Source organism: Shewanella sp. 433, from assembly GCF_059338565.1.
Window position 1 is genome coordinate 3065768 of record NZ_CM181703.1, and the last position, 25061, is coordinate 3090828.

Below are 25061 nucleotides of genomic sequence, written 5' to 3' on the forward strand. Positions count from 1 at the left end.
TGCCCATGTTGTCATTAACTGATACGCTTCATGGACGTTAACCGAGCTAGTATAGAGGACTGCCGACCGACAAGCTTGTTGATCACTGCTGAGCGATGGAAGTATAAGAATAATGGCATTAACCAAAGCAAGGTAACCATTGAAAACATGAGATAGAAGTCATTATTTTATTGGTTACGTGTAAATAAGTTATTGACGTTATAGTCGTTTGTTAGCTGTGTATTACGTGTAGTAGCTCAAATTTAAGCTGACGGATACCTTCGAAACGGGTAACTGTCAGATCAAGTCAGAGCTACTACAGTTGACATAGCTGGTAATTACATCGACACGCATAACTCCAGTGACTCAAATGATTAACCATCAATCTCAGGGTTAATACACATTTTTTGCCTTAATTTGGGATCAGCAAAGAACTGCAGCATTAGGGCATCGATAACGCGGTTATCTGTTTTAAATCGATAGTGAAATAAGCCATTGTTAACCCTTTCGTCATAAACGGCTTGGCTGCAGCGAGGATCTTTTTTTGAGACAAAATCGAAGCGATCAACATGTGCTGTGCGGTCGGGATTATAACCAACACACAAACGCACCATCACATCATCAACATATCTGTCGTATCTATGAGTATTCATGATGGAGTTAATATGCTTTTGACCAACAAATACCCCTGCACCACTGCAAATATAAACGTTATTTCGTAGACCCGTACTGCTCACAATATTTTTAAGCGTCTGATTAGCATAAAAATACTCAGAAATAAGATTGGCTTTACTCGTTAAGCCTAGATAAGCAGTTTCAGGCTCTCGTATGTTATCCAGTACCGATAAAAAGACAGGCACATCAATAAAGGAAGAGAGATTCGTTCGGTAGAGGATTTGAGTTTCGCCCAGTTCTTGATGGACAAACTGCAGCGCAAGACGTAATTTTTCGGCGCAGTGAGGTAAGGTATCGGGACACGGAAGCTTAATAGTATCCTTATCTAAATGTGCACTATCTGCCCCGCCCTCGTAGAAAAAGCAAGGTACACCCGCCTCCTTCAGATCTTGCATCCATGTGTTTCGAATTGCGACTTTGAATTCATTAAAAACAGAGTGAGTAGTAGATAAGATTAATACAACAACTTTTTTATTCATTAAAAGACCAAAAAACAATTAAAACAAAAGGATAGATAACTTAAAGTTAAGCCATAAGACTTGTCATTTGAATGTAGAAAATGGCTGAAACTCGAAAGTTAACTTCATAACATAACGCAAAAAACATAACTAATGACACCCACCTACAACTCACCTTTAAACGATTAGCTATGATGGCTGTCATTCAAATAAGCTGCTCTAGCTCATATTGCTTACCCGATTAACAATGCGCTTTGATGTATGCTTGCAGGCTCATTGCCGTTGAATCTTTATTCGAGAGTATGGGTGATTCAGCACTCATAGGCCACGCTATGCCAATGTCAGCATCATTCCAGGCGATCGAAATTTCACTCTCAGGATGATAGAAGTTAGTGCATTTATAGACAAACTCCGCCTCGTCACTGGTGACATAAAAGCCGTGGGCGAATCCTTCTGGCACCCATAGTTGGCGTTTATTGTCAGCCGATAGATATTCCCCTACCCATTGGCCAAACGTTGGTGAGCCTTTACGAATATCAACCGCGACATCGAACACCTCACCTGATACGACACGTACTAACTTTCCTTGAGTATTTTCAGTTTGGTAATGCAGACCACGCAAAATCCCTTTTTTAGATTTAGAATGGTTATCTTGCACAAAAGCGGTAGGTTGACCTGTGACTAGCTGCTCAAATTTCTGTTGATGCCAAGTTTCCATAAAGAAACCACGTTCATCACCAAATACCGTCGGCTCAATAATTTTTACATCTGGGATCGCTGTATCAATAACCTTCATAACGTAACTATCAACCTTTATATGCGTGTATATTGGTATTAAGCGCCTGTTTCCAGTCGCTCGCCTCGATACCGAAGTGCTGGGTAATTTTAGCCGTATCTAACATTGAATTAGCTGGGCGCTTGGCTGGTGTGGGGTATTCTTGAGTGGGGATCGAAGTTAAGTTGGGCTTGTTAGAGATAGCCGACTCATTAACCGCAATATCAAATATAGCGTCGGCAAACTCATACCAACTCACATGCGGTAAACCTGAATAATGATAAACACCATATTCAACCTGCTCTTGCGTAGCAATCGCATCGGCGATGGTGATCAGCGCACTTGCGATATCGCCGGCATACGTTGGGCCGCCAAACTGATCGCCCACTATGCTCAAACTGTCGCGCATGTCGGCTAGGCGAAGCATGGTTTTGACAAAGTTATTACCATGCTCACTAAACACCCAAGCGGTTCTCATAATGATATGTTTATCACACGACTGCATGACGGCACGCTCACCAGCAAGTTTACTCTTGCCATAAACACTTTGCGGGGCTGGGCTGTCACTTTCTTGATAAAGCCCCTGTTTATCACCAGCAAAGACATAATCGGTGGAAATATGCAATAACGCCGCACCTATCTGTTGTGCAGCTAACGCTAAAAACTTAGGGCCATCACTATTGATGGCAAACGCTAACTCAACCTCACCTTCCGCTTTATCGACCGCGGTGTACGCCGCGGCATTAATAATAATATCGGGGACATTAGCCAATACAAACGCCTCTACCGCGCTGTTATCGGTAATATCTAAGGTATCTCTATCGGCAGCAATCACCACCACATCGTCACGTTGAGCAAGCAACCTTGTTAAACTGCGACCGACTTGGCCATTACAGCCAGTAACCAGTATTTTCATCTATAAAATTACCTGTTTTTCTCTGTAACGAGCCGAGTAAGATATTGGCCATATTCATTTTTCATCATAGGCTTAGCAATGTTTAACACCTGCTCACTCGTCAGCCAGCCATTACGCCAAGCTATCTCTTCTAAACACGCCACTTTAAGCCCCTGCACATTTTCAATGGTTTGAACAAAAGAAGAGGCTTCATGCAGGCTTTCGTGAGTCCCGGTATCAAGCCAAGCAAATCCACGACCGAGTAACTCAACATTGAGTGAGCCGTCGTTAAGGTACATCTCATTGATAGCGGTAATTTCAAGTTCTCCGCGCTCAGAGGGCATAACCTGTTTTGCCATGTCTACCACGCGATTATCAAAGAAATACAGACCTGTTACCGCATAGTTAGATTTGGGATTGAGAGGCTTTTCTTCAATCGACACCGCTTTCATCTCATCATCAAACTCAACCACACCAAAGCGCTCAGGATCTTTCACTTGATAGCCAAATACTGTGGCTCCAACGTCACGTTTTGCCGCACTCTGCAACGTTTTAGAAAAGGACTGTCCATAGAAAACATTGTCACCTAACACTAAACACACCGAGTCATCGCCAATAAAGTCTTCACCTATGATAAACGCTTGCGCCAGTCCATCAGGGCTAGGTTGTACGGCATACTCAAACTGGACACCAAAGTCAGCCCCATCACCCAATAAACGCTTAAAGCTATCACAATCTTCTGGTGTCGAGATGATTAATATCTCGCGAATACCGGCCAACATGAGGATTGAAATAGGATAAAACACCATGGGTTTATCATAAATGGGCAGTAATTGTTTAGAGACGCCGCGCGTCAGTGGATATAAACGCGTCCCTGAACCACCAGCTAATACTATGCCTTTCATTTATCGACTCCAGCTAACGTACCCAAACGCTCACCCGCGTATGAGCCGTCTAGCACTCGCGACCACCATTGTTTATTAGCTAAATACCACTCAACGGTTTTACGCATGCCCGACTCAAACGTCTCTTGCGGTGTCCAGCCAAGCTCGCGTTCGATCTTCGACGCGTCTATAGCATAGCGAACATCATGGCCTGGGCGATCTGCGACCTTAGTAATTAAATCAGCATACAAAGCTACACCTTGAGGTTTATGGGGGACTAACTCTTCAAGTAAACTGCAAATGGTATTAACCACCTCAATATTAGCCTTCTCATTGTGACCGCCAATATTATAGGTTTCACCCACAACGCCCTCTGTGACCACTTTATAGAGTGCACGAGCATGGTCTTCGACATAGAGCCAATCTCGAATTTGCATACCATCACCATAAACCGGTAACGACTTGCCCTCTAAGGCATTGAGGATCATCAATGGGATGAGTTTTTCAGGAAAATGATAAGGACCATAATTATTAGAACAATTAGTCACAATCGCCGGGAAACCATAGGTTCTTGTCCAAGCACGAACAAGATGATCGCTAGAGGCTTTAGACGCTGAATAAGGGCTTGAAGGTTGATAAGGCGTGGTTTCGATAAATAAGTCATCGGTGCCCTCTAGATCGCCATATACTTCGTCGGTCGAGATATGATGAAAACGGAAAACTTGCTTGGCCGTATCTGGTAACTGTTGCCAATATGCTCGTGCTACTTCGAGCAAAGTAAAGGTTCCGAAAATATTGGTCTGAATAAAAGCAGCAGGCCCTGTGATTGAGCGATCAACATGAGATTCAGCCGCGAGGTGCATAACTGCATCCGGCTTATGTTCGGTAAAAACTCGTTCAAGCTCGGCGCGATCACAAATATTAACGAGTTCAAATGCATAGCGCTCGTCTTGATCAATATCAATTAGGGATTCTAAGTTACCAGCATAAGTTAAACAGTCGACATTAACTACTGAGTTATCAGTATTTTTTAAAATATGCCGAATAACTGCAGAGCCAATAAAACCCGCCCCCCCAGTAATTAAAAATTTCATTTACGTACTTCCTTACAGCCCATTAAGGTAAAGTTTTACTTAAATCAATATCAATGCTCTAACGAGATTTACATCAGAAAGAGCATTATGAATCGAAACATTTGAGTAGTGCTGACTATTCTCGCATCGCTAGACAGTTTTGTGTATTGCTCGATAGTAAACGTCCAGCGAAGTGCGCCTTCAGTTAACTGAGCCCGCACTTTATGCACTCGCTGTTGAATATGCAAGGCCAGTTAACCCGTAACTTAATACCGCAGCTTCAATAATCTTGCAAAATAACAATGGAGCATGGGCTTTCCCAGCTACTTTACCCACCAGCTATGTAGTTGAAGTCATACAATGGCTTCAGTCATGTTTGGTAGACTCAATTAATAGTTAAAGCTGAGTAGTTTCACTGAAGATAGCCGACTTCATCTCAACAACCCTGCAAAACGTGCCGTAAAACCGTTTGTGATAGGGCGAAAAAATTGATTGTTCGATCACAATCATCATGGGACTGAAGCGAGTGCAGTTTTATGCAGCATGATAGAAACCGCAAAAGTCAACGGGCTAAATCAGTTCGATTACATCGAACACTGCTTGGTGGAGCAATTACTGTGAGCTCAATAAGCTCACACCTTACCAGTCAATTGCTAAAATGTGAAAAGAGCATCACATCAAACAGATGTAATGCCCTTAAGATCATGCGAGCGCTCCCATGTGTATTCCAACTAGGGGCGACGAATTGACCATATTATTGAAATAAAGGTTTAAACATCGGTGTCAGAAATTTATTACCGTATTCACTCAAGTGGTTAGTATCATAATAAAGCGATCGCCCCCTCTTACTTCCCATACACTCCCCATTGACACAAAGATAAGGCAATGGATTAAGTACCTTAGCACCACAAGCTTCCGCTGCTTTATCTTGCGCTTGCCAAATAAGTGCATGACGCTGCATATACGCTTGCTCGGTAATAACAATATCTCGGTGAGACTTAGCAAACATTAAATTTCGGGCGAGAGCCTTAGGTACATCAACATCCATTTCTGGAAAAGGGCGCACCAGATACACTGGACGAAATTGGCTTAATTGACACACTGTTTCGGTCTGTTTAATCACGAAATCTCGGTAAACCTCTTCGCGAGTTTGTTCTGGATTATCACCAAAGTAGATCACTGGCGTGTTACGAAACTCTTGCGTTTCGTTATAGCCATAAATACTCCCCGTTACTCGAGAGATTAATATCACGGGGATCTTGTAACCCTCCCTTATATCGATCATATTTTGAGAGAGTTTTCCTCAATTAATCGCTCATATAATTTAGGCGGTAAATCATTCAGTGATTCATGTGGCCGATCATAATTATATTCTTCAATCCAACTATCTGTGATTTCCCTTACTTCAGTCAAGCTATTGAACAAGTAACAGTCTAATACTTCATTTCGATAAGTGCGGTTGAATCGCTCAATATACGCATTTTGCGTTGGTTTTCCTGGCTTAATAAAATCTAACTTGATGCCATGTTCTTCAGCCCATATCTCAAGTGCATGTGAGATAAATTCTGGCCCATTATCTTGCCTTAATCGCTTTGGGTAACCACGGTAGGCTGCGATTCTATCCAGCACGCGTATAACCCTCTGTGCAGGTAAGCTCGAGTCCACTTCGATGGCTAACGCTTCACGATGATAATCATCAATGACATTAAATGTTCTGAAAGACTTGCCTGAAAATAAGTTATCACTCATAAAATCCATAGACCAGCATTCATTAGCCTTTGCTGGAACGGCCAGTGGCTCAGGCTCTCGAGAAGGTAAGCGCTTTTTACCTTTACGCCGTAAGTTAAGCTTCAAACCACAATAAATACGGTACACACGTTTATGGTTCCATTTATGGCCTAGGAGCCGTAGCCGCTTAAATATCTTCCGAAACCCATAGGCCTTATGTTTTTCAGCAATGTCTGATACTGCCTCAATAATATCATTATCATCTATACGTTTAAGTTGATAATAATATGTGCAACGACTGATGTTTAACGCATCACAAGCCAGCACAACACCTAGGCCAAATTCATTAATGGCATAGTGGGCTAATACCTTTCGTTCTGCTGGCCTTATAGCTTTTTTTCAACAATATCTTTGAGTGCCATATTTTGTAAGCTGACATCAGCAAACATCTTTTTAAGTTTGGCGTTCTCGGCTTCTAATTCCCGCATACGGGTTAAGTCAGAGGCTTGCATCCCACCGTACTTAGATTTCCATTTGTAATAGGTACTTTGACCTACATTATGTTTGCGACATAACTCAGGCACAGTCTGTGCACCAGACTCGCCTTCTTTGAGGATGTTGATAATTTGGCTTTCAGTAAAACGTGTCTTTTTCATGTGATTCTCCATTTGGTTTAGTGTAAATGGAAAACTCTATTTAAAACATTCTGATTTTAAGGGAGGGTTACAGCAGCAAGCCAAATCAGACAAGGCAGAAATAAAATCCCTGCAACGAGAATTACGTTATAAGGAGAAGGCACTCGCTGAAGCTGCAGCTTTACTGGTGCTTAGAAAAAAGCTCAATGCGCTTTGGGAGGACGACAGCGAGGAGAGTTAACGCCTTTGCCTAAGCGCATAACACTGGTGGATTTAATACAAGAAGCTTATGCCCACGGTGCGCGTCTTTACAAAGCTTGCGCTGAAGCAGAGTTAAGTAAACGGACGTATCGCCGCTGGTATCGAGCAGGAAAAGTGCAGGCTGATTTAAGGCCTACGGCAGTAAGACGGGCGCCTGCTAACAAGCTTAATGATGATGAGCAAGAGCAGATATTGGCAACCTCTAATGAGGTAAGGTTTGCAAGCCTACCTCCCTCACAAATCGTGCCGACACTGCTTGATGAGGGGGTCTATATCGCTTCAGAGTCGAGTTTTTATCGAGTGTTAAAAGCCAATGAACAATTAAATCGGCGTGGGCGAAGCCAAGGCGTAACAAAAAGAAGCAAACCAGATGCTTACGTTGCAGATGGGCCAAACAAAGTATGGTCTTGGGATATTACTTATTTAGCCTCGGTCATCAAAGGGCGCTTTTATTATCTGTATATGTTTGAGGATATTTATAGCCGTAAGATAGTGGGTTATGAAGTCCATGACCGAGAATGTGGTGAGCTAGCGGCCGAGTTAATGCAGCGCAATATGCTACGTGAGCAATGCTTCAAAAAACCGTTAGTACTGCACTCTGATAACGGTGCTCCGATGAAGTCATTGACGATGAAAGCCAAGCTTGAAGAGTTAGGTGTTACCGCTTCGTTAAGTAGACCAAGCGTAAGCAATGACAATCCTTACTCCGAAGCATTATTCAGAACCTTAAAGTATCGGCCGGAATGGCCTAGCTCTGGCTTTAAAAACATCACCGAGGCACGGGAATGGGTAGAAGAGTTTGTGACTTGGTACAATACCAAACATAAGCACAGTAAGCTCAATTTTGTATCACCGAGTGAGCGACATGCGATGCAAGATAAAGCGATTTTATCTAAGCGTAAGGAGGTACTAGAAGAAGCAAGTTCAAGAAATCCTAAACGCTGGCCAAACGGTATAAGGAACTGTGACGTTATCGGTGAGGTAGTGTTGAACCCAGAAAAAGAGTCTGAAACTGAAACAAGAAATGTAGCTTAAAATTTAAGTAAAGAGTGCCAACTACCTTGAAAAACACCGAGGTGATTTCATGATGCCAGCCATCACCGAAGTCGTATACGTAATCTATGGTGTTTCCCAAAGCGGTAAAGTATTTTTTGATGGAAAACTCCCAACCGGCAACAGTGCTCTCATCATACTCTGACTCAGGAAGTCCAATTCTCATTCCCTTTGTTGGACCAGACTTACGTGGAGAGAATTCATGTAAATGATAGTCAAGCCACCCCATCGCATCTTGAATGGCAATGTGCAGCTCCCAAAAATTGTAATGATCTGGAACGTCAATCTCGCGCCAAATTTCCGGCTCACTCCCCGTCAATGAAACTCTAAACCGAAAAATCTTTTGATACATAGTTGTCACTGCTGCTCCTGAATTACAAACTCAACTTAATTATGCGAAAACGGCAAAAACGTTCGGGTCACTGTGATTTTGCAAAAATTCGGAGGCCGTTCAAAATTCGGTGTCAGGCTAAGTTTAAATCTCTAGCACGCTGTCTAAACGTCCTTCAAAATAAATCGCTAATTGAGATAAACAAAGGCTCCAATTGTGAATGGGCATTGTCCATTTATTCGATGCGTTCAATATGCCAGTATAAAGTAGCTTCAACAAGCTATTTTCATTAGGAAAAGCGCCTTTGGTTTTGGTTAATTTCCTAAATTGACGATGCACTGCTTCCACCGCATTGGTGGTGTAAATCACTTTTCTGATGTGCTCAGGATACTTAAAGTAGTGCGATAAATTTTGCCACTTTCGGCGCCATGAGTTGATAACTAATGGGTAAGCATCCCCCCATTTAACCTCCAGCTCATCTAATGCTAACTCCGCAGCTTCGGTAATCCCCCCGAAAAAAACCTACTCATAATGAGTTGTTTTTTTTGATTAAGAAGAGCTATCTAGAGTAATTCACTCACAAGCGCTTTAAATTCGGTGCCGAGTTTTTTATCACGTAGTCCATACGACACAAATGCCTTCATATAACCCAATTTATCACCACAATCATGTGATTCACCGGTCATATGGAATGCTTCAACGGTATCTTGCTCAATGAGCATATCAATAGCATCTGTTAGCTGTATTTCATCGCCAGCACCCGCAGGGGTTCTAGCGAGTAGTTCCCAAATTTTTTCTGACAGTACATAACGACCTACAACAGCAAGATTAGACGGAGCCTCATCAACTGCAGGCTTTTCTACCATAGCCTTAATCGTAGCGGACTCACCCGCAGCGATAGCCGAACCGTTGCAATCGGCGATGCCATACTTATTCACTTCGTTTTCAGGCACTGGCGCAACCATAATTTGGCTGGCTAATGTGGCTTTATAACGCGCTATCATCGCAGCCAGGTTTTCAGTTTTTTGGTCAGCACTATACTCATCCAAAATCACATCAGGGAGAACCACTGCAAACGGGTTGTTACCAATACAAGGTTTAGCACATAACACCGCATGACCAAGGCCTTTAGCCTCACCTTGACGCACATGCATAATGGTCACATCTTTAGGGCAAATAGATTGTACTTCATCAAGTAATTGACGTTTAACACGCTTCTCTAGCGTTGATTCTAGTTCGTAAGAAGTATCAAAATGGTTTTCGATAGCATTTTTACTGGCATGAGTAACCAGCACAACCTCTTTAACACCTGCTGCCACACATTCATTGACGATATATTGAATAAGCGGCTTATCAACAAGCGGCAACATCTCTTTAGGAATGGCTTTAGTGGCGGGTAACATGCGTGTGCCAAGACCAGCAACGGGGATAACAACCTTCATATAGAATAAATCTCATAAAAGAAAACTCCCCCTCGTTATGGGGGAGTTTATTAAAAAAGAATAAAAATAATTATGAAACGAAAGGAATCACTTTATTGTCAACGAGAGCATTAACTTGAGTATGGTTATTACGCTGCTGCCAAACTAAGTCGCAGATACCATCGGTAGGATTAAAACCAGTAGGAGTACTGAGCAAAATATCTCGAATCACTTCATGCTGAAACTCATGGCATGCGTTATCCAATCGATTGAGAATAATTTCGAGTTCACTCCATGATAAATAAGATTCATTAGCCGTCATGATGCGTTCGTGCTCAGTGCCTGTTACATCATCACCGATAAGCAACTCTTCGTATAACTTCTCACCAGGGCGTAACCCACTAAATTCGATAGCGATATCGCCATCAGGATGTTGTTCATCCTTAATTTCATAACCGCTCAAGCGAATCATTTTAGACGCTAAATCAACGATTTTAACCGACTTGCCCATATCGAGCACAAACACATCACCGCCTTTACCCATCGCGCCCGCTTGAATCACAAGTTGTGATGCCTCGGGAATGGTCATAAAGAAACGGGTTATTTCAGGGTGTGTTACGGTTACAGGGCCACCATTCGCAATCTGCTTACGAAATAGTGGCACAACAGATCCAGATGAACCTAGTACATTGCCAAAGCGCACCATACAAAAGCGAGTTTGCTCAGTCTCTTTAGATAATGCCTGAAGTGCTAACTCTGCCATCCGCTTAGTCGTACCCATCACATTGGTTGGACGGACCGCCTTATCGGTTGAAATGAGAACAAAGGTTTCAACCTTAGCGGCAACAGCAGCTCGGGCGGTATAAAGCGTACCAAATACATTGTTGCGCACACCTTCTACGACATTGTGCTCTACCAGTGGAACATGCTTGTAGGCTGCTGCATGATAAACAGTCTGCACGCCGAAAGCTTCCATCACGGCTTGCACGCGATTTTCGCGTTGAACAGAGCCCATGATAGGGTATATCTCAACATCTAAACCAAGCTCTTTTGCGGTAAGACTCAGTTCACGCTCTATTGAATATAAACCAAACTCAGACAATTCAAATAAAACCAGCTTTTTAGGTGATTGCTTTAATATTTGACGACAAAGCTCTGAGCCTATAGAGCCGCCAGCACCTGTCACCATAACTACTTTACCCAGAATGTTAGCCGCTAACAGATCATCTCGAGGTGTTACTGAATCTCGCCCCAGTAAATCATCAATTTCAACTTCTTTTATATCGCTATATAGCTTGTTACCACTGACTAAGTCTGCCATTGCAGGCACAGTCAGCACTTGCATCGCCAGAGGTTCTAATTGGGTTAAAATAGTCTGACGACGAGAACGAGGTGCACTTGGCATCGCAAGTAATATTTTAGTTGCGGACTTTTGTTTAACTAACTTACGTATGATTGAAGGGGAATGAACATGAACCCCTTGGATCACGCTACCATGCAAATGCTCATCATCATCAACAAACGCAAAAGGATAATATTCGTGACTTTGAACAAGAGAAGACAGCAACTGCCGACCACTCACTCCGGCGCCGTAAATAATAACAGGCTCACCGACACGCTTCATACCGACACCAACCATCGAGCGTACCAAAGCACGAGCACCACCGATAAACACTAATGCAAATGAGGCATATATGATAGGTACGGTTCGAGGTAATTGAGCGTGAGTAAAATAGGCTGCAATGACTAACCATAAAGTAGAAATAAGCACCCCACCTAATATGGCGGTCATTGCCTGCAGCCCCATATAGCGAAGCACTGCTCTATATAGTCCTAAGCGCATAAAGACAAAAATACTAACGGGCACCACTAATGCGATTAATAACCAATAAGTACTATCACCAAAAACAGCTAACTCATCCACTCTAACAAATAAAGCAGCCCAGAAAGCGACAACTAAAAATAAAGAATCAATAACGAGACTAACAGCACGTTTTTGCGCGCGTTTTAAACCAAACAAGCTTTGCAAAAAATCCATTTTTCGCTCCAAATCAATAAATTTCATAATGTATACATCTTAAATACAGGCATTCATGACGAATAAAGCTGGCCAACATACTAGCATAATCACTCACGATGCACATGCTATTAAAGATCAGAACGGGAGGAAAATCTAGCTTCGAGATTGCGGATTGCGGATTGCGGATTGCGGATTGCGGATCATGTAAAATAACCCACAATTTACATAAAGAATTACAGTCCCCAAAAACACCATGAGACAGATTTTTTCGCCATTTTTAAATTTTGAGACAGGAATGAAAAACGCTAAGGCTTGTAAAACAATACCCTAGCGTCACATGTCGAATAGATAGGAGTCAATGTTCTACTTTTGAGCTAACAATTTTTTGGGACTGACAATGAATACTAATCAGAGCCAAATAAATCTCGTGTATAAACTTTATCTGCGACATCACGGATTTCATCCACCATCCGGTTTGACACAATCACATCGCAACCCGCTTTAAAGTCTTCTAGTGATTTAATCACTTTAGAGTGGAAGAATTCATCTTCGTGCAAAACAGGTTCATACACAACCACTTCAATGCCTTTCGCTTTCAAGCGCTTCATGATGCCCTGAATACTTGATGCCCTAAAGTTATCCGAACCCGACTTCATAATGAGTCGATAAATACCAACACGATTAGGGTTGCGCTTTAAAATTGATTCAGCAATAAAGTCTTTACGAGTGGTATTAGATTCAACAATCGCGCTTATGATGTTGTTAGGGACATCTGCATAATTAGCGCGTAACTGCTTAGTGTCTTTAGGCAAACAATAACCACCATAACCAAATGAGGGATTATTATAGTGATTGCCAATTCGTGGGTCTAACCCCACACCTTCAATAATTTGACGTGAGTCTAAACCATGCGATTCAGCATAAGAATCTAGCTCATTAAAATAAGCAACACGAAGTGCAAGATAAGTATTAGAAAATAACTTAACTGCTTCAGCTTCTGTAGAATCAGTAAAAAGTACTTCTATGTTCTCTTTTACAGCTCCTTCGACTAATAAATTAGCAAACACTTGAGCCCGTTCAGAGCGCTCACCAACAATAATACGAGACGGATGCAAGTTATCGTATAAAGCACGACCTTCCCGTAAAAATTCTGGTGAAAAGATTAAATTTTCACATCCCAACTCTGCTTTAATGCGAGCGGTATAACCCACTGGCACAGTTGATTTAATAACCATAACAGCATTAGGATTTATGGTCATCACATCTTTAATCACTGCTTCTACTGATGATGTATTGAAATAATTTGTTTCAACATCATAATCTGTAGGTGTCGCGATAATGACATATTCGGCATTTTTATATGCAACTTCTTTATCGAGTGTAGCTTTAAAGTTTAATGATTTATTAGCTAAGAAGTGTTCAATTTCAACATCGACAATTGGAGATTTTTTTTCATTGAGCATCTCTACTTTTTCTGGAATGATATCGACAGCTACAACTTCATGGTTTTGTGCCAAAAGCATAGCATTTGATAACCCTACATAACCTGTACCTGCTACAGCAATTTTCATTATAATTTATCTTCCAATTAGAACTATTTAGGCTTTACAGCATCACCAGAACCACTGCCTGCCACAGTCATCATAATGTACTTAAAGTAATCTTTAACATTTAGACTATCTATCATCTGCTTGTCAGTTTCTGCCAACAATTTCGGTGTAGACATATCAATATTTTGTACTTGGGCTAAGCCAGTTATACCAGGCAGAACATCATATACACCTTGCGCATCACGCTCTTGTATTAACTCATGTTGATTAAACAAGTTAGGGCGCGGTCCAACTAAACTCATTTCACCTTTCAACACATTGATCAATTGTGGCAGTTCATCAATTTTAGTCTTGCGCAGAAATGCTCCCATCTTAGTAATTGAGGCATTACTTGCGAGATGACTCGCTACTGACTTTGTCTTAACCGACATAGTGCGAAACTTAATCAATTTAAAAGGCTTTTTATTACGTCCCACACGTTCTTGCACAAAAATTGGTGAGCCAGTATCAAACAGACCTATAATGGTAACGAACAATAAAATCGGCCATAGTAAAAGCAAGCCCAAAAAGGCAGCTACGAAATCTAAAAGACGAATCATATATTATTTAGCTCCAGTATCACGCAATGTTCCCATTGCTTGCTTCATTGTTAGTGGGGGGGTCCAGCCTAATACGTCTTTGAGGTTAGAGGAGTCTACTTCCAAGTTGCCGTATAGTTGTTCAATCATATCCGATTTGCCAAACAACTTTCCGGCTAAATGCATTAAAGTGATCGGGATTGGGAGCTGGAAAACCTTCTTACCAAGCCCTTTAGCAATTGCATTAGTAAATTCTTTAATCGATACAGTTTCGCGGTCGCTTGCTAAAAAAATACGACCAGCCGCGGCAGGGTGCTTAGCACAGGTAACCAATAAATCTGCTAAATTTTGAACAGCAATGAAATCCCTTCGATTATTGGCTAAGCCAAAAGGCAAAAGCGGGAGCTTATTGACAAGCGAAGTTAACATTCCAAAGTTACCTGGAGCACAAGGGCCATATACCAAAGTTGGTCTAACTATTACTATTTCCAGCCCAGTTTCTTGTGAAATTTTTTTTAGACCTAATTCGGCTTCATACTTTGAGCAGGCATAATCAGTTTTAGGTTCAGAAAATGAAGTAGTTGAGAATGGTTTTAAAAAAGTTGACGTACCACTTACATTAATACTACTTACAAACACAAATCGCTTAACTCTAGCTTTTGCAGCCGCCATCGCGAGTTTTAGAGTCCCTTCAACATTGACCTCTTGATACTCCTCTGCAGTGTAAGAACTAGAGTGAGCTAAACCAGCAAGGTGTATGATTGAATTGATATCATATAGTTGTTCTTGATACTCAGTATCTTTTAAAATACTCGATATAAAAACACCTTTTGACTCACCACCTTCAACATCTAAGGAAGAAAATCTCACTGTTTTAACTAATTCTGGATAATAAATGTGTAAATGACGCCCAATAAAACCTGTTGAACCGGTAACTAATATTTTCATTTTAAATATTTAACCACACCATAAAAAGCGTACAAAATAAAATTATACATAGAACTCAAAATATTAAGATTAATTACCTCTCTATAAAAATCCCACTGGTACTTTAAAACTGTAAATTTGTTTTTAGTCATTCCAGTATCTAGCCTATACTTCGCTAATACGTGTGGCACGCATTTAGCTACATACCCTTTACGCAAAATAAAAAGCCAAAGTCCTAAATCCTGCCTCTTTCTGATTGTTGGCATGTAGCACTTCCCAATAACACTTGCATCATAAACAGCAGTTAAACAACCTATTACGTTATTATAGAGTAATGAGTTGTAACTAGCGGTGTCAGGGGCATAAACAGTGCCTTTGTTTCCATCACTGGTAAACTTTTCGTAATATGTAAAACTAAATGGAACTTTATTCAATAACATGAAGTTTATTTGAACCTCTAATTTATCCTCTATCCATAAATCATCAGAGTCTAAGAAAGCAATAAATCGACCATTTGAGTGTTTTATTGAATTATTTCTAGCCACTCCCGCACCACAATTGTTTTCTAAAACATGTAATTTAATCCTGGAGTCAGTTTTTACAAACTCTTTGACTATTGTAATAGTGTTATCGTTGGATTTATCATCCGTAACAATTAACTCCCAGTTAACATATGATTGTGACAGTACACTTTCGATACTTTCGGCAATAGTAGATTCCGAGTTAAAAGACGGCATTATGATTGATACTAAAGGATTTTCCATCTTCAATATTTCCTATTTTTCTATCCAAAAAAAATTAACATTGACTAATATGATCAAAGTAAATATACAAGATTCTTATACAATGACCAAATTCCAAAGACCTAGACAGAAAGTAATTTAAGTTCGTCTACGTAGCAAAAATGAACTAAGAATAGCAAAAAGAACGACAACAACTAACCGATAAAAGTTTGACTGTGCAATCCCTGACATAATCAGAATGTAAAATGAATAATAAAAACACCAAGAGACACTTAGTAGCTTTTGACTCTCTGAAGCAGTCAGTGCTATTACCTTAAACAGCAATACAACAAGGCTTATTGTAAATAAACCTAAATAACCAAAGCGTACATATGACTCAACCGAAAAATACAACGGCATTGAACCTGGTGAATAACCATATATCTTATAAAAGAGAATATACTTAAGTTCATCTGAATTTAGCAAGCTAAAGTCAAAAGCGTCTAGGTACATCTGTAAAACATTAGGTGTTGCCATGCCTTGAGTTAAAAAAACTCTTCTGAACGCTGACTCTAAAATGTAACCTGAAAATGTTTCGTAATCAAAAGCCACCCCCTTCATTAAGGCATAAAAAAAGGCAAGCAGAAGAAAAATACATGCTAACTGTAAAAAAGGTATTGAATCTCTAGCAACAAAAATAAAAAAAATAATGAAGTAAAGGTAAATCCCTTTATTGCCACCAACTATTAGAAAAAAGGAAACGAAAACAAAAATTAAAAATAAAGTTAAATTATTATGCACTTTTCTCTGATAGAAATAGAAAAAAATCGATGGTAAAACAACCTGAAATATCACACTCATAAAAAAGAAGCCTTTAAAACCTCCTTTTACAATATCAGGCCTTTCCCATTCTGCACCAGATAATACTTTTAGCAACGGCCAATCATCGAAATAGTATAAAAAATAAAGTAAACACAAAACAACCAAACCGAACGACAAAAATTCAAATTTGATGGAACGGTCAATACCATCATAACATATTCCAACACTCCGCCCCGAACTCAACAATACTTGAAAAAGCAAAAGAAAGAATATAAAAAACATTGATATCAATGAAATTATAAAAAAATCAACTTCAATTTCAGGAGTAAAAGATCTATAAGTTTGTCCACCTAGCATTGTATAGTTAAATGGAACCACAAAAATTATTAAAGCACCCCACAAAAAGAATAATGAGATACTTCTCCTACTTATAAATCTGATAGCAAACAGAGTCATAAATAAAAATAAGAAATTAATTAAAATCAACATAAACATTTTTTAACTTCGATATCATTGAGGGCTGATAGATATCTATATACTTCCTTGATATTCTCCTTATTGTTTAGAAGATAGCGTTCGGGGATTATATATGAAGTTAACTTTACCCCTTCAAAACTTAGTGCAGTATTAACCAGAGCTGTTGAATAAAAGCCCAGAACATTATAATGTTTTATTAAACCATTTTTTAAGGCATCTTCAAAAGAACAATCCAATCTGATAACACCAACAAAACCTAAATCCAACAAATCTGATTCTGAAAACAAAAACTCGGACCTATGATAACAATAGGTTAATTCGCATTCATTATCTCTTATAACTTCAAGTAACAACTTAATATAAGTACTTTTGTCTACAATTTCTTTTTCAACTAAAGGAGAACCTATGAGTATACCTATCTGCTTATCTTGAATGAGATGCAATTTTATAGAATGGTTATTAGTTTTAATAACTTTTAAGTTACTAAAACCTTTCAAGTCAAAGCAAGTATAAAACACCAGGTTCATATTAACACTAACAAGAGTTGATATTTTTTCATAGACAGCCAAAGTTGCCAATCCATCGTCAACAAAAACAAACTTGGATTTTTTAGAGAACAAAAAAAACAAATACTTATTCCAAATACTTCTATAATCACCAATTATGACGGTTTTGGGCTTAATAAATAAACATATAAATAATGCATAGAAAAAAAGAAAAAATATTTTAATGCTTCCAGGGCGAACTATAAATTTCTTATACGAAACTTTAACATCATAAGTTTTTGATATTTCATTTAAACGATTTTCAAGTAAGTTGTCATTTTTAGCATTTCCGTTAAGCCTTACGATAACTGATGCATTTTTACATTTAGAATATTTAAGATAACTTAAAAAATTATCCAGTTGTAACGGAGACTCTATCAATCCTAATAAACCGACCATGTTTTATATGACCTTAATAAAATGAATAAGAAAACAACTTGAAAAAACCAACCAACAGACAGTGCAATCACGGCGCCATCAAAACCATAAACAGGGATCAAAATAAAAGAACATATACTATGAATTAAAGTAGTTAATACAGATGCCTTTGATAGCTCTTTTGTCTTATCAAAATAGAACAAATAATTTGAATTTAGAAGGTAAATCCCATGAAAACAGTATCCAACTAGAACCATACCAATTAAATAGCTATGTTTCAAATCAAAATCAGGAAAGATAAACGCCAAACTATAAATGCTGGGGAAGTATAACAATATACTAATAGAAATAATTAACAGCGATATTATAATGACACTCCTTCTAATTGTGAATTCCCCCCCCCCCAAACTTAACTTTTTAAATAAAAATGGTGTCCATGCTCTGTTCAAAGATTGACTAATAACACTCAAAACTAGTCCGTACTGTAAGGCTATAGAGTAAATACCAACATCAGTTGAAGATAAGAATAATGCTAAAAATATCCTATCTACACCTAACCTTACCCAATTTGACAACAAATGTGGTAATTGATGCAAGCAAAAGCTCGAAACTAACTTATTGCAGTTCTTTTTGAATGAAGTGTTTTTTGGACCATAGCCTATAAATATTAAGTGAGTCAAATATAACAAGCTATTTATAGTCCATAGATAATAAATAGAATCCAAAATATAAATAGATATCAATACTGATATCATTAACATAGACGTTAATGACAAGTTTACAAGCCCAAACTCAAACACTCTATTTTTAGACTGTAGTTCGGATAATTTTACTTGAACAAAACAAAAAACAAACGACGATATAGAAATACCTAAACATTCATAGATTGGCAAGCCATCGAAAATAAAGGACAAGAGTATTATTAATGGTAGTAATATAATGAAATTCCTAACTATTATAGAAGAGCAGTCAGTAAAAATTTGAAATTCATTCTTGTTTTTTGAATACTCGACTAATGCATAAGAATTAACTCCCCAGCCAAACATAACTATACAAAGATTATAAACAACTAATTTTGTTGAGTACTCTCCAAAAGCTGAAATACCTAAGACCGCAGATATCAGAGGAGCAACAATAAAGGGTATTAGCTTATTAACACCATCAAAAAATAGATAATAAAATGCATTCTTAAACATTCAAAAACACCAGTGCAAATAGTATAAACATCACAACCTCTAATAATCAAAAAAATCATTCAGCATGCAACTGCACCACTTAAAATCCAACTTATTACAAGCATCGACTAAGTTTCTATTATAGATAACTTGCAAAGCCATTTGTTCGTATTTTATTTTTTGTTTAGAAACAAACCCATCAAATTTACAAATGACCTTATTAAATCATAATATTCTTCAAACTATTGAGTTACTGTGGATTTTTCAAAGGGGATTGCATGATTATTTTATTTTCCTTCTAGTTGCTAAGTCATGACTTTATTAAAGCTTCAAGTATTACTAAATCCATCATGCATCGTTTCTATTTTCTACAACTTAAGAATTGGTACACCTCAGATTAAGCGAAACACACCATTCGCAGTAGCAAATACGTTAATCATATATATGACTGATTGTCCACGAGATTTATTGTTTGAACCTCTAAGCGTCTTACCATTAATGACTATCAATTCACTTCTAGTTAACTGATAAGAATTATTCATCCAATCTGCATTTCATTGGGATTAATCATGTCCATTACTCTGGCGATGGTGTCAGGGTGAGAGCATGAATGCTTAAATATCATCCAACGTCTTTAAACCTGCTGTTAGTACCTTCTCCAGATAATCAGGCTGCCATGTGCACGCTTCTGTTTGCGTGGGATACTGATTTTTCGAGTTGTTTCCGCTCGAAGCATATTCAACGCTATCTTCCTTGCTCCGGACAATACCTCCGCCGCACTGCCTCTATATTTGACATTAGTCTTCCTTCATCGACGCGTCCAATAACCAACGCAGGCTATTTTCAACCACCCAGTGGCTGCGTACTGTATTGGCAAAACGAGCCTTACTCAGTTTGGCTGAACTGATGTAACAACGGTACTCAAGGGGTTCATTGCCGCTTTTTGTTCGACGATAGCTTAACGCAACACCAATACTTTTAAGCCCTTTCCATTCAAGGAAAGCGTCGGCTAAGCTGCCTGCGTCCATAACACAATAGGCTCTGGCTTCGTTACGTCCGTGCTGCTTCTCTAAGCAAAGCACTTCTTCGTCAATCTCGCTACCAAGCGCCTTACGAACGACATTATGCAGTGTTTTTTGATTACCTTTTACGGCAAGTAAATAATCTCCACCCCCGCTCAATAATTTGTTCGGCGATATCTGTCTGACATCCCGTGGCATCTATTGATATCAGACAACCTTTTATATCCAACAACGCCAGTAATGCGGGAATGGCCGTAATTTCATTCGATTGACTTTCGGTTTTAACTTGCCCAAGCATGACGTTATTTTCTGTTGCGAAGGCATTTACCATGTGGATGGCTGACAGTCTATTCTCGCAATTATATGAACCACATCGCCGTTTACCATCTATCGCAATAAGCTGACCGTCGGATAACTCAACAACAGACTTCATCCAGTCGATAAAGCAATACTGAAACTACTCGCTATCTATTCTCGATATGACTCGAGCAATAGTATCATGAACAAGTAATCCATTCTTAAACAGGCCTTTTTTGGCAAACCAGTTAAAGTGGAGATCGCCAAAACCTTCGATATCTTCCCAACCTTGTGCCCAGCTATTGAGGCACAAACCACGAGGAAAAAATTATCAGTAAATAGATGATCGACTTTGGCTGACTGACGAGGATCTTCTAAGGAACTAAAGAACTGTTGAAATGCACCGGAGTTCATAGGGCTCTCCACAAAAGAGAGCATAAGATCACAGCTATCGCCCGTCCAGCTATTTGAGCGAACACAACCCTAATAGCTCAAATTATGTTCACACTCTCGCCTTGGCGATGGTGTTAGGTGAAGGGGAACCATAAGTAATTTTAAGAAATCTGAAAGGCTATTACCGAAGTCGCTGATACCTACCAAAGAATCTTAGCAAAATGAAAAAACACAAATAGTCAGAAAGTAATTCTAGGTAATTTATGGTTAACTTTGCCTTATAGCGAAAGTCTTAGATAATCGAAATTGCACAAATGGGCTTGTCAGCTTTGAAATTATCACTCCGAAAAATCTTGGGTATTAAATAACACTCAAAAAATCTACAAGTCGATCCCATTTTTATTTTTTAATTATTTTACTGAACCAACTCCAGATCACATTCTTCCTTACAAGGAGAAACCATCATCTACAATAATATTTTGACCTGTAACATAACGTGACTGCTCTGAAAGCAAAAACAAAACCGAGCCAACCACTTCTTCGACATCCAACATGCCAGCGCCATGAGTTTTCTCTTTATAGGCCTGCAAAAACGCTTTGGGTTGATGGTCAAAAATGCCGCCTGGGCTGACACTGTTGATGCGGAAACGGCTGTCATTCAAGTAAGACACCACATATTTGTTGAGATGCTGGATAGCAGACTTGATCGCTGCGTATTCAACTGGCATCGTCATCGGCGTGTTGTTATAAATCTCGAATTTTGGTGCAACAACACCATAAATCGAGGAGATGTTAACCAGCGAAAAAGGCTGTTGCTGCAACTTAAAATAAGCAGCACATTGCTGGGTAAAAAGAAAAGCACTTCCTAAATGCAGAGACAAATTTTCGTTAAAACTGTCTAAACTTACGTCAAAAAAATGCTTGCCGTAGGTCTTATTGCGAGGATAAGTTGTGTTGACGGCGCCATCAATGTGTTGAGCTTGCTGGCTAAAAAAAGCTTTTACACTCTCTTCTTTAGTCACATCCAACTCACAACAGCTTAGCTTCTCATTTTGTAAATCAACACCAAGTGAAGAAAGACGCTCACACATCGCTTCTACGTGAATATCCGCCGCAATGACCTTAGCACCTTGCTTGATTAAAGCGGGAACTAAGCGAGTCCCCAAAAGACCACCAGCACCAGCGACTACGATCGTTTTGCTTTCGAGTAATTGTTCCATCAGTGCGCTCCCTCAATAATCACTTCTGCTAATTTGAAATCATAAATATCGTCGATATCCACTGCTCGCTCTTTAGGTACCTCAATGCTCGTAACTTTGCCGGAAAATATTCCGTATTGATTTAGCACAAAGTGAGGCGTCGTCGCATACACAACCGTGGTAATATCAAACACCGCAGGTGCATCTTGACGACGAGCCACTTCAGCTTGTGGCTTATTGACGAGCTCAACCATCCCAGTTTCGGTCTGCTTCACCATATTAAAAAAAGGACTGCGACTCGCTGGTGTCACTGAGATACAGATATCTGCTTTGCTGGTAAATAGTTTGTTGATAGCACTTTCTACATCATCAATACTTCTCAACGGACTGGTGGCAGGTAAACTAATAAATCCATCAAACTCTCCATAGCGTGCTTGCACCCATTCGATAGCATGACGCCAAGACAGCCATTCAGGACTTGTATCACTGGCGAGTTCCGCAGGACGCTCAATCACTATCGCCCCCGATGCACGTGCGACATCTGCAATTTCAGTATCATCAGTTGAAACAAACACGTGCTCAATAGAAGGTACGGCCAAAGCAGTATCAATGGAATACTGCAATAACGGTTTACCTACTAATAATTTTATGTTTTTTCTTGGCAGTCCCTTAGAGCCACCTCGGGCAAAAATAAAAGCACAGTTTTTCATTGGATTATTCACCTTCTAACTCACCCGACACCGATTTGATTGGAAAACGCTGTTTAATTTCTTCTATAAGTTCAACACTTTGAGCTGCCTCAGCAAGAGAGATGCATTGATTTGGTTGTTGATGGATTTGCGCAACAAAGTCGGCAAGCATCGCCGTGTACATTTGGTTTTTATCCCATTTGGGTTCACTGTAAAGTACTTGGGTTCCTTGCGGTGTAACAAATCGGATTTCATTGCCAATTAAGTCCCACTCCAGCGCCCCTTTGCTGCCCACAAAACGACATTGCCGATGCGCCTTGCGCTGCAAAAAATCAAGGTGCATGTGCACGATCGCTTGCTTTGAGGTACTTAACAACATATCTGCACTGTCTTCAACTTCAAGACCGAGCTCTTTGGTTTGGCGTAAAATAGCGTGTTCGAGCGTTAGATCACCCAGTAGCCATTGAGTGTAATCAAACTCATGGCTAAGCTCTAACAAAGCACCTCCGCCTAAACTGGCTTTCGCGGAAACACTGTCACGGTAATCTTTGCTGGGTCGCCAATCAGGTAAATATTGACCAATTTCAACATACGCATGATACAAATGGCCAATTTTATTGGACGCAAGTAAGCTTTTCATTTCTAAAGCAGAAGATAAGTAGCGCAGACAATACCCAACCGCCATGGGAGTTTGATATCGAATTGACGCATCCTGCAATTTTTGCGCACTTTCAAGACTTACCGCAACAGGTTTCTCTATTAAAACAGGGATTCCAGCCTGAATAAGCGGTAATGCATGTGATACATGAAATGGAGCAGGTGAAGCTATGATCACAAACTGAACCTTGTTAGCAATCACAGCGTCAATTGAGCCGATTATGTGATCTGCATCACTCACAGACTCTTGTGGAATACGGCCACTAGCTGACATCGCAAATAATTGTATATTTGGAAATAACAATTTCAGATTTCGGCGATGGCGAATGGCTATATTACCTAAACCAATAACGGCAACCCTTTCCATTAAAGTAGACCTAGCGTATGAATATCGGTCTGTGCACGATTAAAATCATCCATACGGCCAATATCTAGCCAATACTCGTGAATCGGGAACATAAGCACTTTCTGACGCTCATTCATGTGTTGTTCGAGTAAAGTTGGCATGTCGACTTTCTGATTCTTTGCTACTGATTTGATTACGCGTGGGGACAATATGTAAATACCTGCATTAACAAAAAAGCGGTGAACTGGCTTTTCGACCATGCTTGTAATTTTGTTTCCTTCCCCATTAATCACACCATATGGTATTTGATAGTCGTACTCGCGTACGCACATGGTAGCGTCAGCATCATTTTCCATGTGGAAACTCAAAACACGTTGGAAATCTACTTTGGTCAATACGTCTCCATTGATCATAATCAGCGGCAAATCTCTAGACATATTTTCAGGTAATAAGCCAATAGCACCACCAGTACCAAGCGCTGTATCTTCATGAACATATGAAATACTGACACCTAAATCACTACCATCACCAAAATGATCGTGAATCTGTTCAGGCATATAATGAGTTGAAATATAAAAATTGCTAAAACCAGCCTTGATGAAACTTTTAATCACCGTTTCTAGGATAGGTTTATCGCCAACTTTCAGCATCGGTTTGGGGCAGTTGTCTGTCAGCGGCCGCAAACGAGTACCAAATCCCCCCGCCATTATGAATACTGGATTTTGATATTTTTCTTTGCTGAGTGTGCTATGAAGGGTTTCTAAACCTACAACTCTTCCATCCTGGTCCAGTAATGGAATCGATAAAATTTGTTTTTGTTCCATTACTTCAAGCAACAACTCTTTAGATGTACCTTGATAGGCAGTAATAGAATTAGCATTCATCACCTTGGTAACCTTATCGGTTAGCGTCAGATCATTTAGCAAACCGCGTCGAATATCGCCATCAGTGATCATTCCTAGCAACTTCTGGTTGTTATCAACGACAACTGCAACTCGCAGTGCCTCACTATTAATTATTTCTAATGCTTGCTTGATAGTGCTTGATTCAGATATCAGCGTTTTTGACCAACAATGGCTCATGTTCTACCTTCTGT

At 39.7% G+C, this 25061-nt stretch carries 21 protein-coding genes and 4 pseudogenes; 2 read left to right on the top strand and 23 right to left on the bottom strand.

Features of this window, described 5'->3' with window-relative positions; genetic code table 11:
- Nucleotides 1–353: 353 nt before the first annotated feature.
- From AC5YB1_RS13575 to rfbB, 5 genes are all read right to left on the bottom strand, one after another.
- Complete coding sequence (locus tag AC5YB1_RS13575; RefSeq protein ID WP_494519609.1) at nucleotides 354–1133, bottom strand: hypothetical protein; 780 nt, start codon at nucleotides 1131–1133, stop codon at nucleotides 354–356.
- A gap of 220 nt (nucleotides 1134–1353) precedes the next feature.
- Complete coding sequence (gene rfbC, locus AC5YB1_RS13580) at nucleotides 1354–1908, bottom strand: dTDP-4-dehydrorhamnose 3,5-epimerase (protein ID WP_494519610.1); 555 nt, start codon at nucleotides 1906–1908, stop codon at nucleotides 1354–1356.
- Between the two features lie 10 nt (nucleotides 1909–1918).
- Entirely contained in the window at nucleotides 1919–2803 is an 885-nt protein-coding gene (gene rfbD, locus AC5YB1_RS13585) for a dTDP-4-dehydrorhamnose reductase (RefSeq protein WP_494519611.1), read from the bottom strand.
- An 8-nt stretch (nucleotides 2804–2811) separates the two neighbouring features.
- Entirely contained in the window at nucleotides 2812–3687 is an 876-nt protein-coding gene (rfbA, locus tag AC5YB1_RS13590) for a glucose-1-phosphate thymidylyltransferase RfbA (RefSeq protein ID WP_494519612.1), read from the bottom strand.
- Complete coding sequence (gene rfbB / locus AC5YB1_RS13595; RefSeq protein ID WP_494519613.1) at nucleotides 3684–4760, bottom strand: dTDP-glucose 4,6-dehydratase; 1077 nt, start codon at nucleotides 4758–4760, stop codon at nucleotides 3684–3686. Before rfbB ends, rfbA begins: the two co-directional genes overlap by 4 nt.
- 378 nt (nucleotides 4761–5138) lie before the next feature.
- Between rfbB and AC5YB1_RS13600 the strand changes: the two are divergent.
- Nucleotides 5139–5360: pseudogene (locus tag AC5YB1_RS13600) on the top strand (IS66 family transposase); the annotation flags it as partial.
- Between the two features lie 133 nt (nucleotides 5361–5493).
- Here AC5YB1_RS13600 and AC5YB1_RS13605 read toward each other — a convergent pair.
- The gene (locus tag AC5YB1_RS13605; RefSeq protein ID WP_494519614.1) at nucleotides 5494–5991 is read right to left on the bottom strand and encodes an SGNH hydrolase domain-containing protein; all 498 of its coding nucleotides are present in this window, start codon (nucleotides 5989–5991) and stop codon (nucleotides 5494–5496) included.
- A 29-nt stretch (nucleotides 5992–6020) separates the two neighbouring features.
- A protein-coding gene (locus tag AC5YB1_RS13610) for an IS3 family transposase (RefSeq protein ID WP_494519615.1) occupies nucleotides 6021–7123 on the bottom strand; the annotation gives its coding sequence in 2 pieces (ribosomal slippage) (nucleotides 6021–6859 and nucleotides 6859–7123; 1104 coding nt in all).
- 67 nt (nucleotides 7124–7190) lie between these two features.
- Here AC5YB1_RS13610 and AC5YB1_RS13615 point away from each other — a divergent pair.
- A pseudogene (locus AC5YB1_RS13615) lies at nucleotides 7191–8398 on the top strand (IS3 family transposase); the annotation flags it as partial.
- Here the strand turns inward: AC5YB1_RS13615 and AC5YB1_RS13620 are convergent.
- The 16 genes and pseudogenes from AC5YB1_RS13620 to AC5YB1_RS13695 all read right to left on the bottom strand — a co-directional run bounded on the left by AC5YB1_RS13620 (nucleotide 8334) and on the right by AC5YB1_RS13695 (nucleotide 25047).
- Nucleotides 8334–8768 carry a plasmid pRiA4b ORF-3 family protein gene (locus AC5YB1_RS13620; protein WP_494521641.1) on the bottom strand — a complete coding sequence of 145 codons (435 nt, stop codon included), beginning with the start codon at nucleotides 8766–8768 and terminating at the stop codon, nucleotides 8334–8336. The pseudogene AC5YB1_RS13615 and the gene AC5YB1_RS13620 overlap by 65 nt on opposite strands.
- A 123-nt stretch (nucleotides 8769–8891) precedes the next feature.
- Nucleotides 8892–9248: pseudogene (locus tag AC5YB1_RS13625) on the bottom strand (transposase); the annotation flags it as partial.
- A 62-nt stretch (nucleotides 9249–9310) separates the two neighbouring features.
- Nucleotides 9311–10189: a UTP--glucose-1-phosphate uridylyltransferase GalU gene (galU, locus tag AC5YB1_RS13630; protein ID WP_494519616.1), complete on the bottom strand. Its 879-nt coding sequence runs from the start codon at nucleotides 10187–10189 to the stop codon at nucleotides 9311–9313.
- Nucleotides 10190–10259: 70 nt separating this feature from the next.
- Nucleotides 10260–12206 (bottom strand): polysaccharide biosynthesis protein, encoded by a 1947-nt coding sequence (locus AC5YB1_RS13635; protein ID WP_494519617.1) that lies wholly within the window; start codon nucleotides 12204–12206, stop codon nucleotides 10260–10262.
- Between the two features lie 386 nt (nucleotides 12207–12592).
- The gene (locus AC5YB1_RS13640) at nucleotides 12593–13759 is read right to left on the bottom strand and encodes a nucleotide sugar dehydrogenase (RefSeq protein WP_494519618.1); all 1167 of its coding nucleotides are present in this window, start codon (nucleotides 13757–13759) and stop codon (nucleotides 12593–12595) included.
- Nucleotides 13760–13782: 23 nt separating this feature from the next.
- On the bottom strand, nucleotides 13783–14337 hold the full coding sequence (locus tag AC5YB1_RS13645) for a sugar transferase (RefSeq protein WP_494519619.1): 555 nt from the start codon (nucleotides 14335–14337) through the stop codon (nucleotides 13783–13785).
- A gap of 3 nt (nucleotides 14338–14340) precedes the next feature.
- Complete coding sequence (locus tag AC5YB1_RS13650; RefSeq protein ID WP_494519620.1) at nucleotides 14341–15264, bottom strand: NAD-dependent epimerase/dehydratase family protein; 924 nt, start codon at nucleotides 15262–15264, stop codon at nucleotides 14341–14343.
- Nucleotides 15261–16007, bottom strand: coding sequence for a glycosyltransferase family 2 protein (locus AC5YB1_RS13655; RefSeq protein ID WP_494519621.1), 747 nt, complete (start codon nucleotides 16005–16007; stop codon nucleotides 15261–15263). The genes AC5YB1_RS13650 and AC5YB1_RS13655 overlap by 4 nt, the downstream gene beginning before the upstream one ends.
- Nucleotides 16008–16124: 117 nt before the next feature.
- Nucleotides 16125–17276: a hypothetical protein gene (locus AC5YB1_RS13660; protein ID WP_494519622.1), complete on the bottom strand. Its 1152-nt coding sequence runs from the start codon at nucleotides 17274–17276 to the stop codon at nucleotides 16125–16127.
- Nucleotides 17270–18208: a hypothetical protein gene (locus AC5YB1_RS13665; RefSeq protein ID WP_494519623.1), complete on the bottom strand. Its 939-nt coding sequence runs from the start codon at nucleotides 18206–18208 to the stop codon at nucleotides 17270–17272. The genes AC5YB1_RS13660 and AC5YB1_RS13665 overlap by 7 nt, the downstream gene beginning before the upstream one ends.
- The gene (locus tag AC5YB1_RS13670; protein ID WP_494519624.1) at nucleotides 18193–19383 is read right to left on the bottom strand and encodes a lipopolysaccharide biosynthesis protein; all 1191 of its coding nucleotides are present in this window, start codon (nucleotides 19381–19383) and stop codon (nucleotides 18193–18195) included. The genes AC5YB1_RS13665 and AC5YB1_RS13670 overlap by 16 nt, the downstream gene beginning before the upstream one ends.
- 593 nt (nucleotides 19384–19976) lie before the next feature.
- Nucleotides 19977–21095: pseudogene (locus AC5YB1_RS13675) on the bottom strand (ISAs1 family transposase).
- Between the two features lie 425 nt (nucleotides 21096–21520).
- Nucleotides 21521–22294 (bottom strand): oxidoreductase, encoded by a 774-nt coding sequence (locus tag AC5YB1_RS13680; RefSeq protein WP_494519625.1) that lies wholly within the window; start codon nucleotides 22292–22294, stop codon nucleotides 21521–21523.
- The gene (locus AC5YB1_RS13685; protein ID WP_494519626.1) at nucleotides 22294–22983 is read right to left on the bottom strand and encodes an acylneuraminate cytidylyltransferase family protein; all 690 of its coding nucleotides are present in this window, start codon (nucleotides 22981–22983) and stop codon (nucleotides 22294–22296) included. The genes AC5YB1_RS13680 and AC5YB1_RS13685 overlap by 1 nt, the downstream gene beginning before the upstream one ends.
- A 4-nt stretch (nucleotides 22984–22987) precedes the next feature.
- On the bottom strand, nucleotides 22988–23986 hold the full coding sequence (locus AC5YB1_RS13690) for a Gfo/Idh/MocA family protein (protein ID WP_494519627.1): 999 nt from the start codon (nucleotides 23984–23986) through the stop codon (nucleotides 22988–22990).
- The gene (locus tag AC5YB1_RS13695) at nucleotides 23986–25047 is read right to left on the bottom strand and encodes a nucleotidyltransferase family protein (protein ID WP_494519628.1); all 1062 of its coding nucleotides are present in this window, start codon (nucleotides 25045–25047) and stop codon (nucleotides 23986–23988) included. The genes AC5YB1_RS13690 and AC5YB1_RS13695 overlap by 1 nt, the downstream gene beginning before the upstream one ends.
- Between the last annotated feature and the right edge of the window lie 14 nt (nucleotides 25048–25061).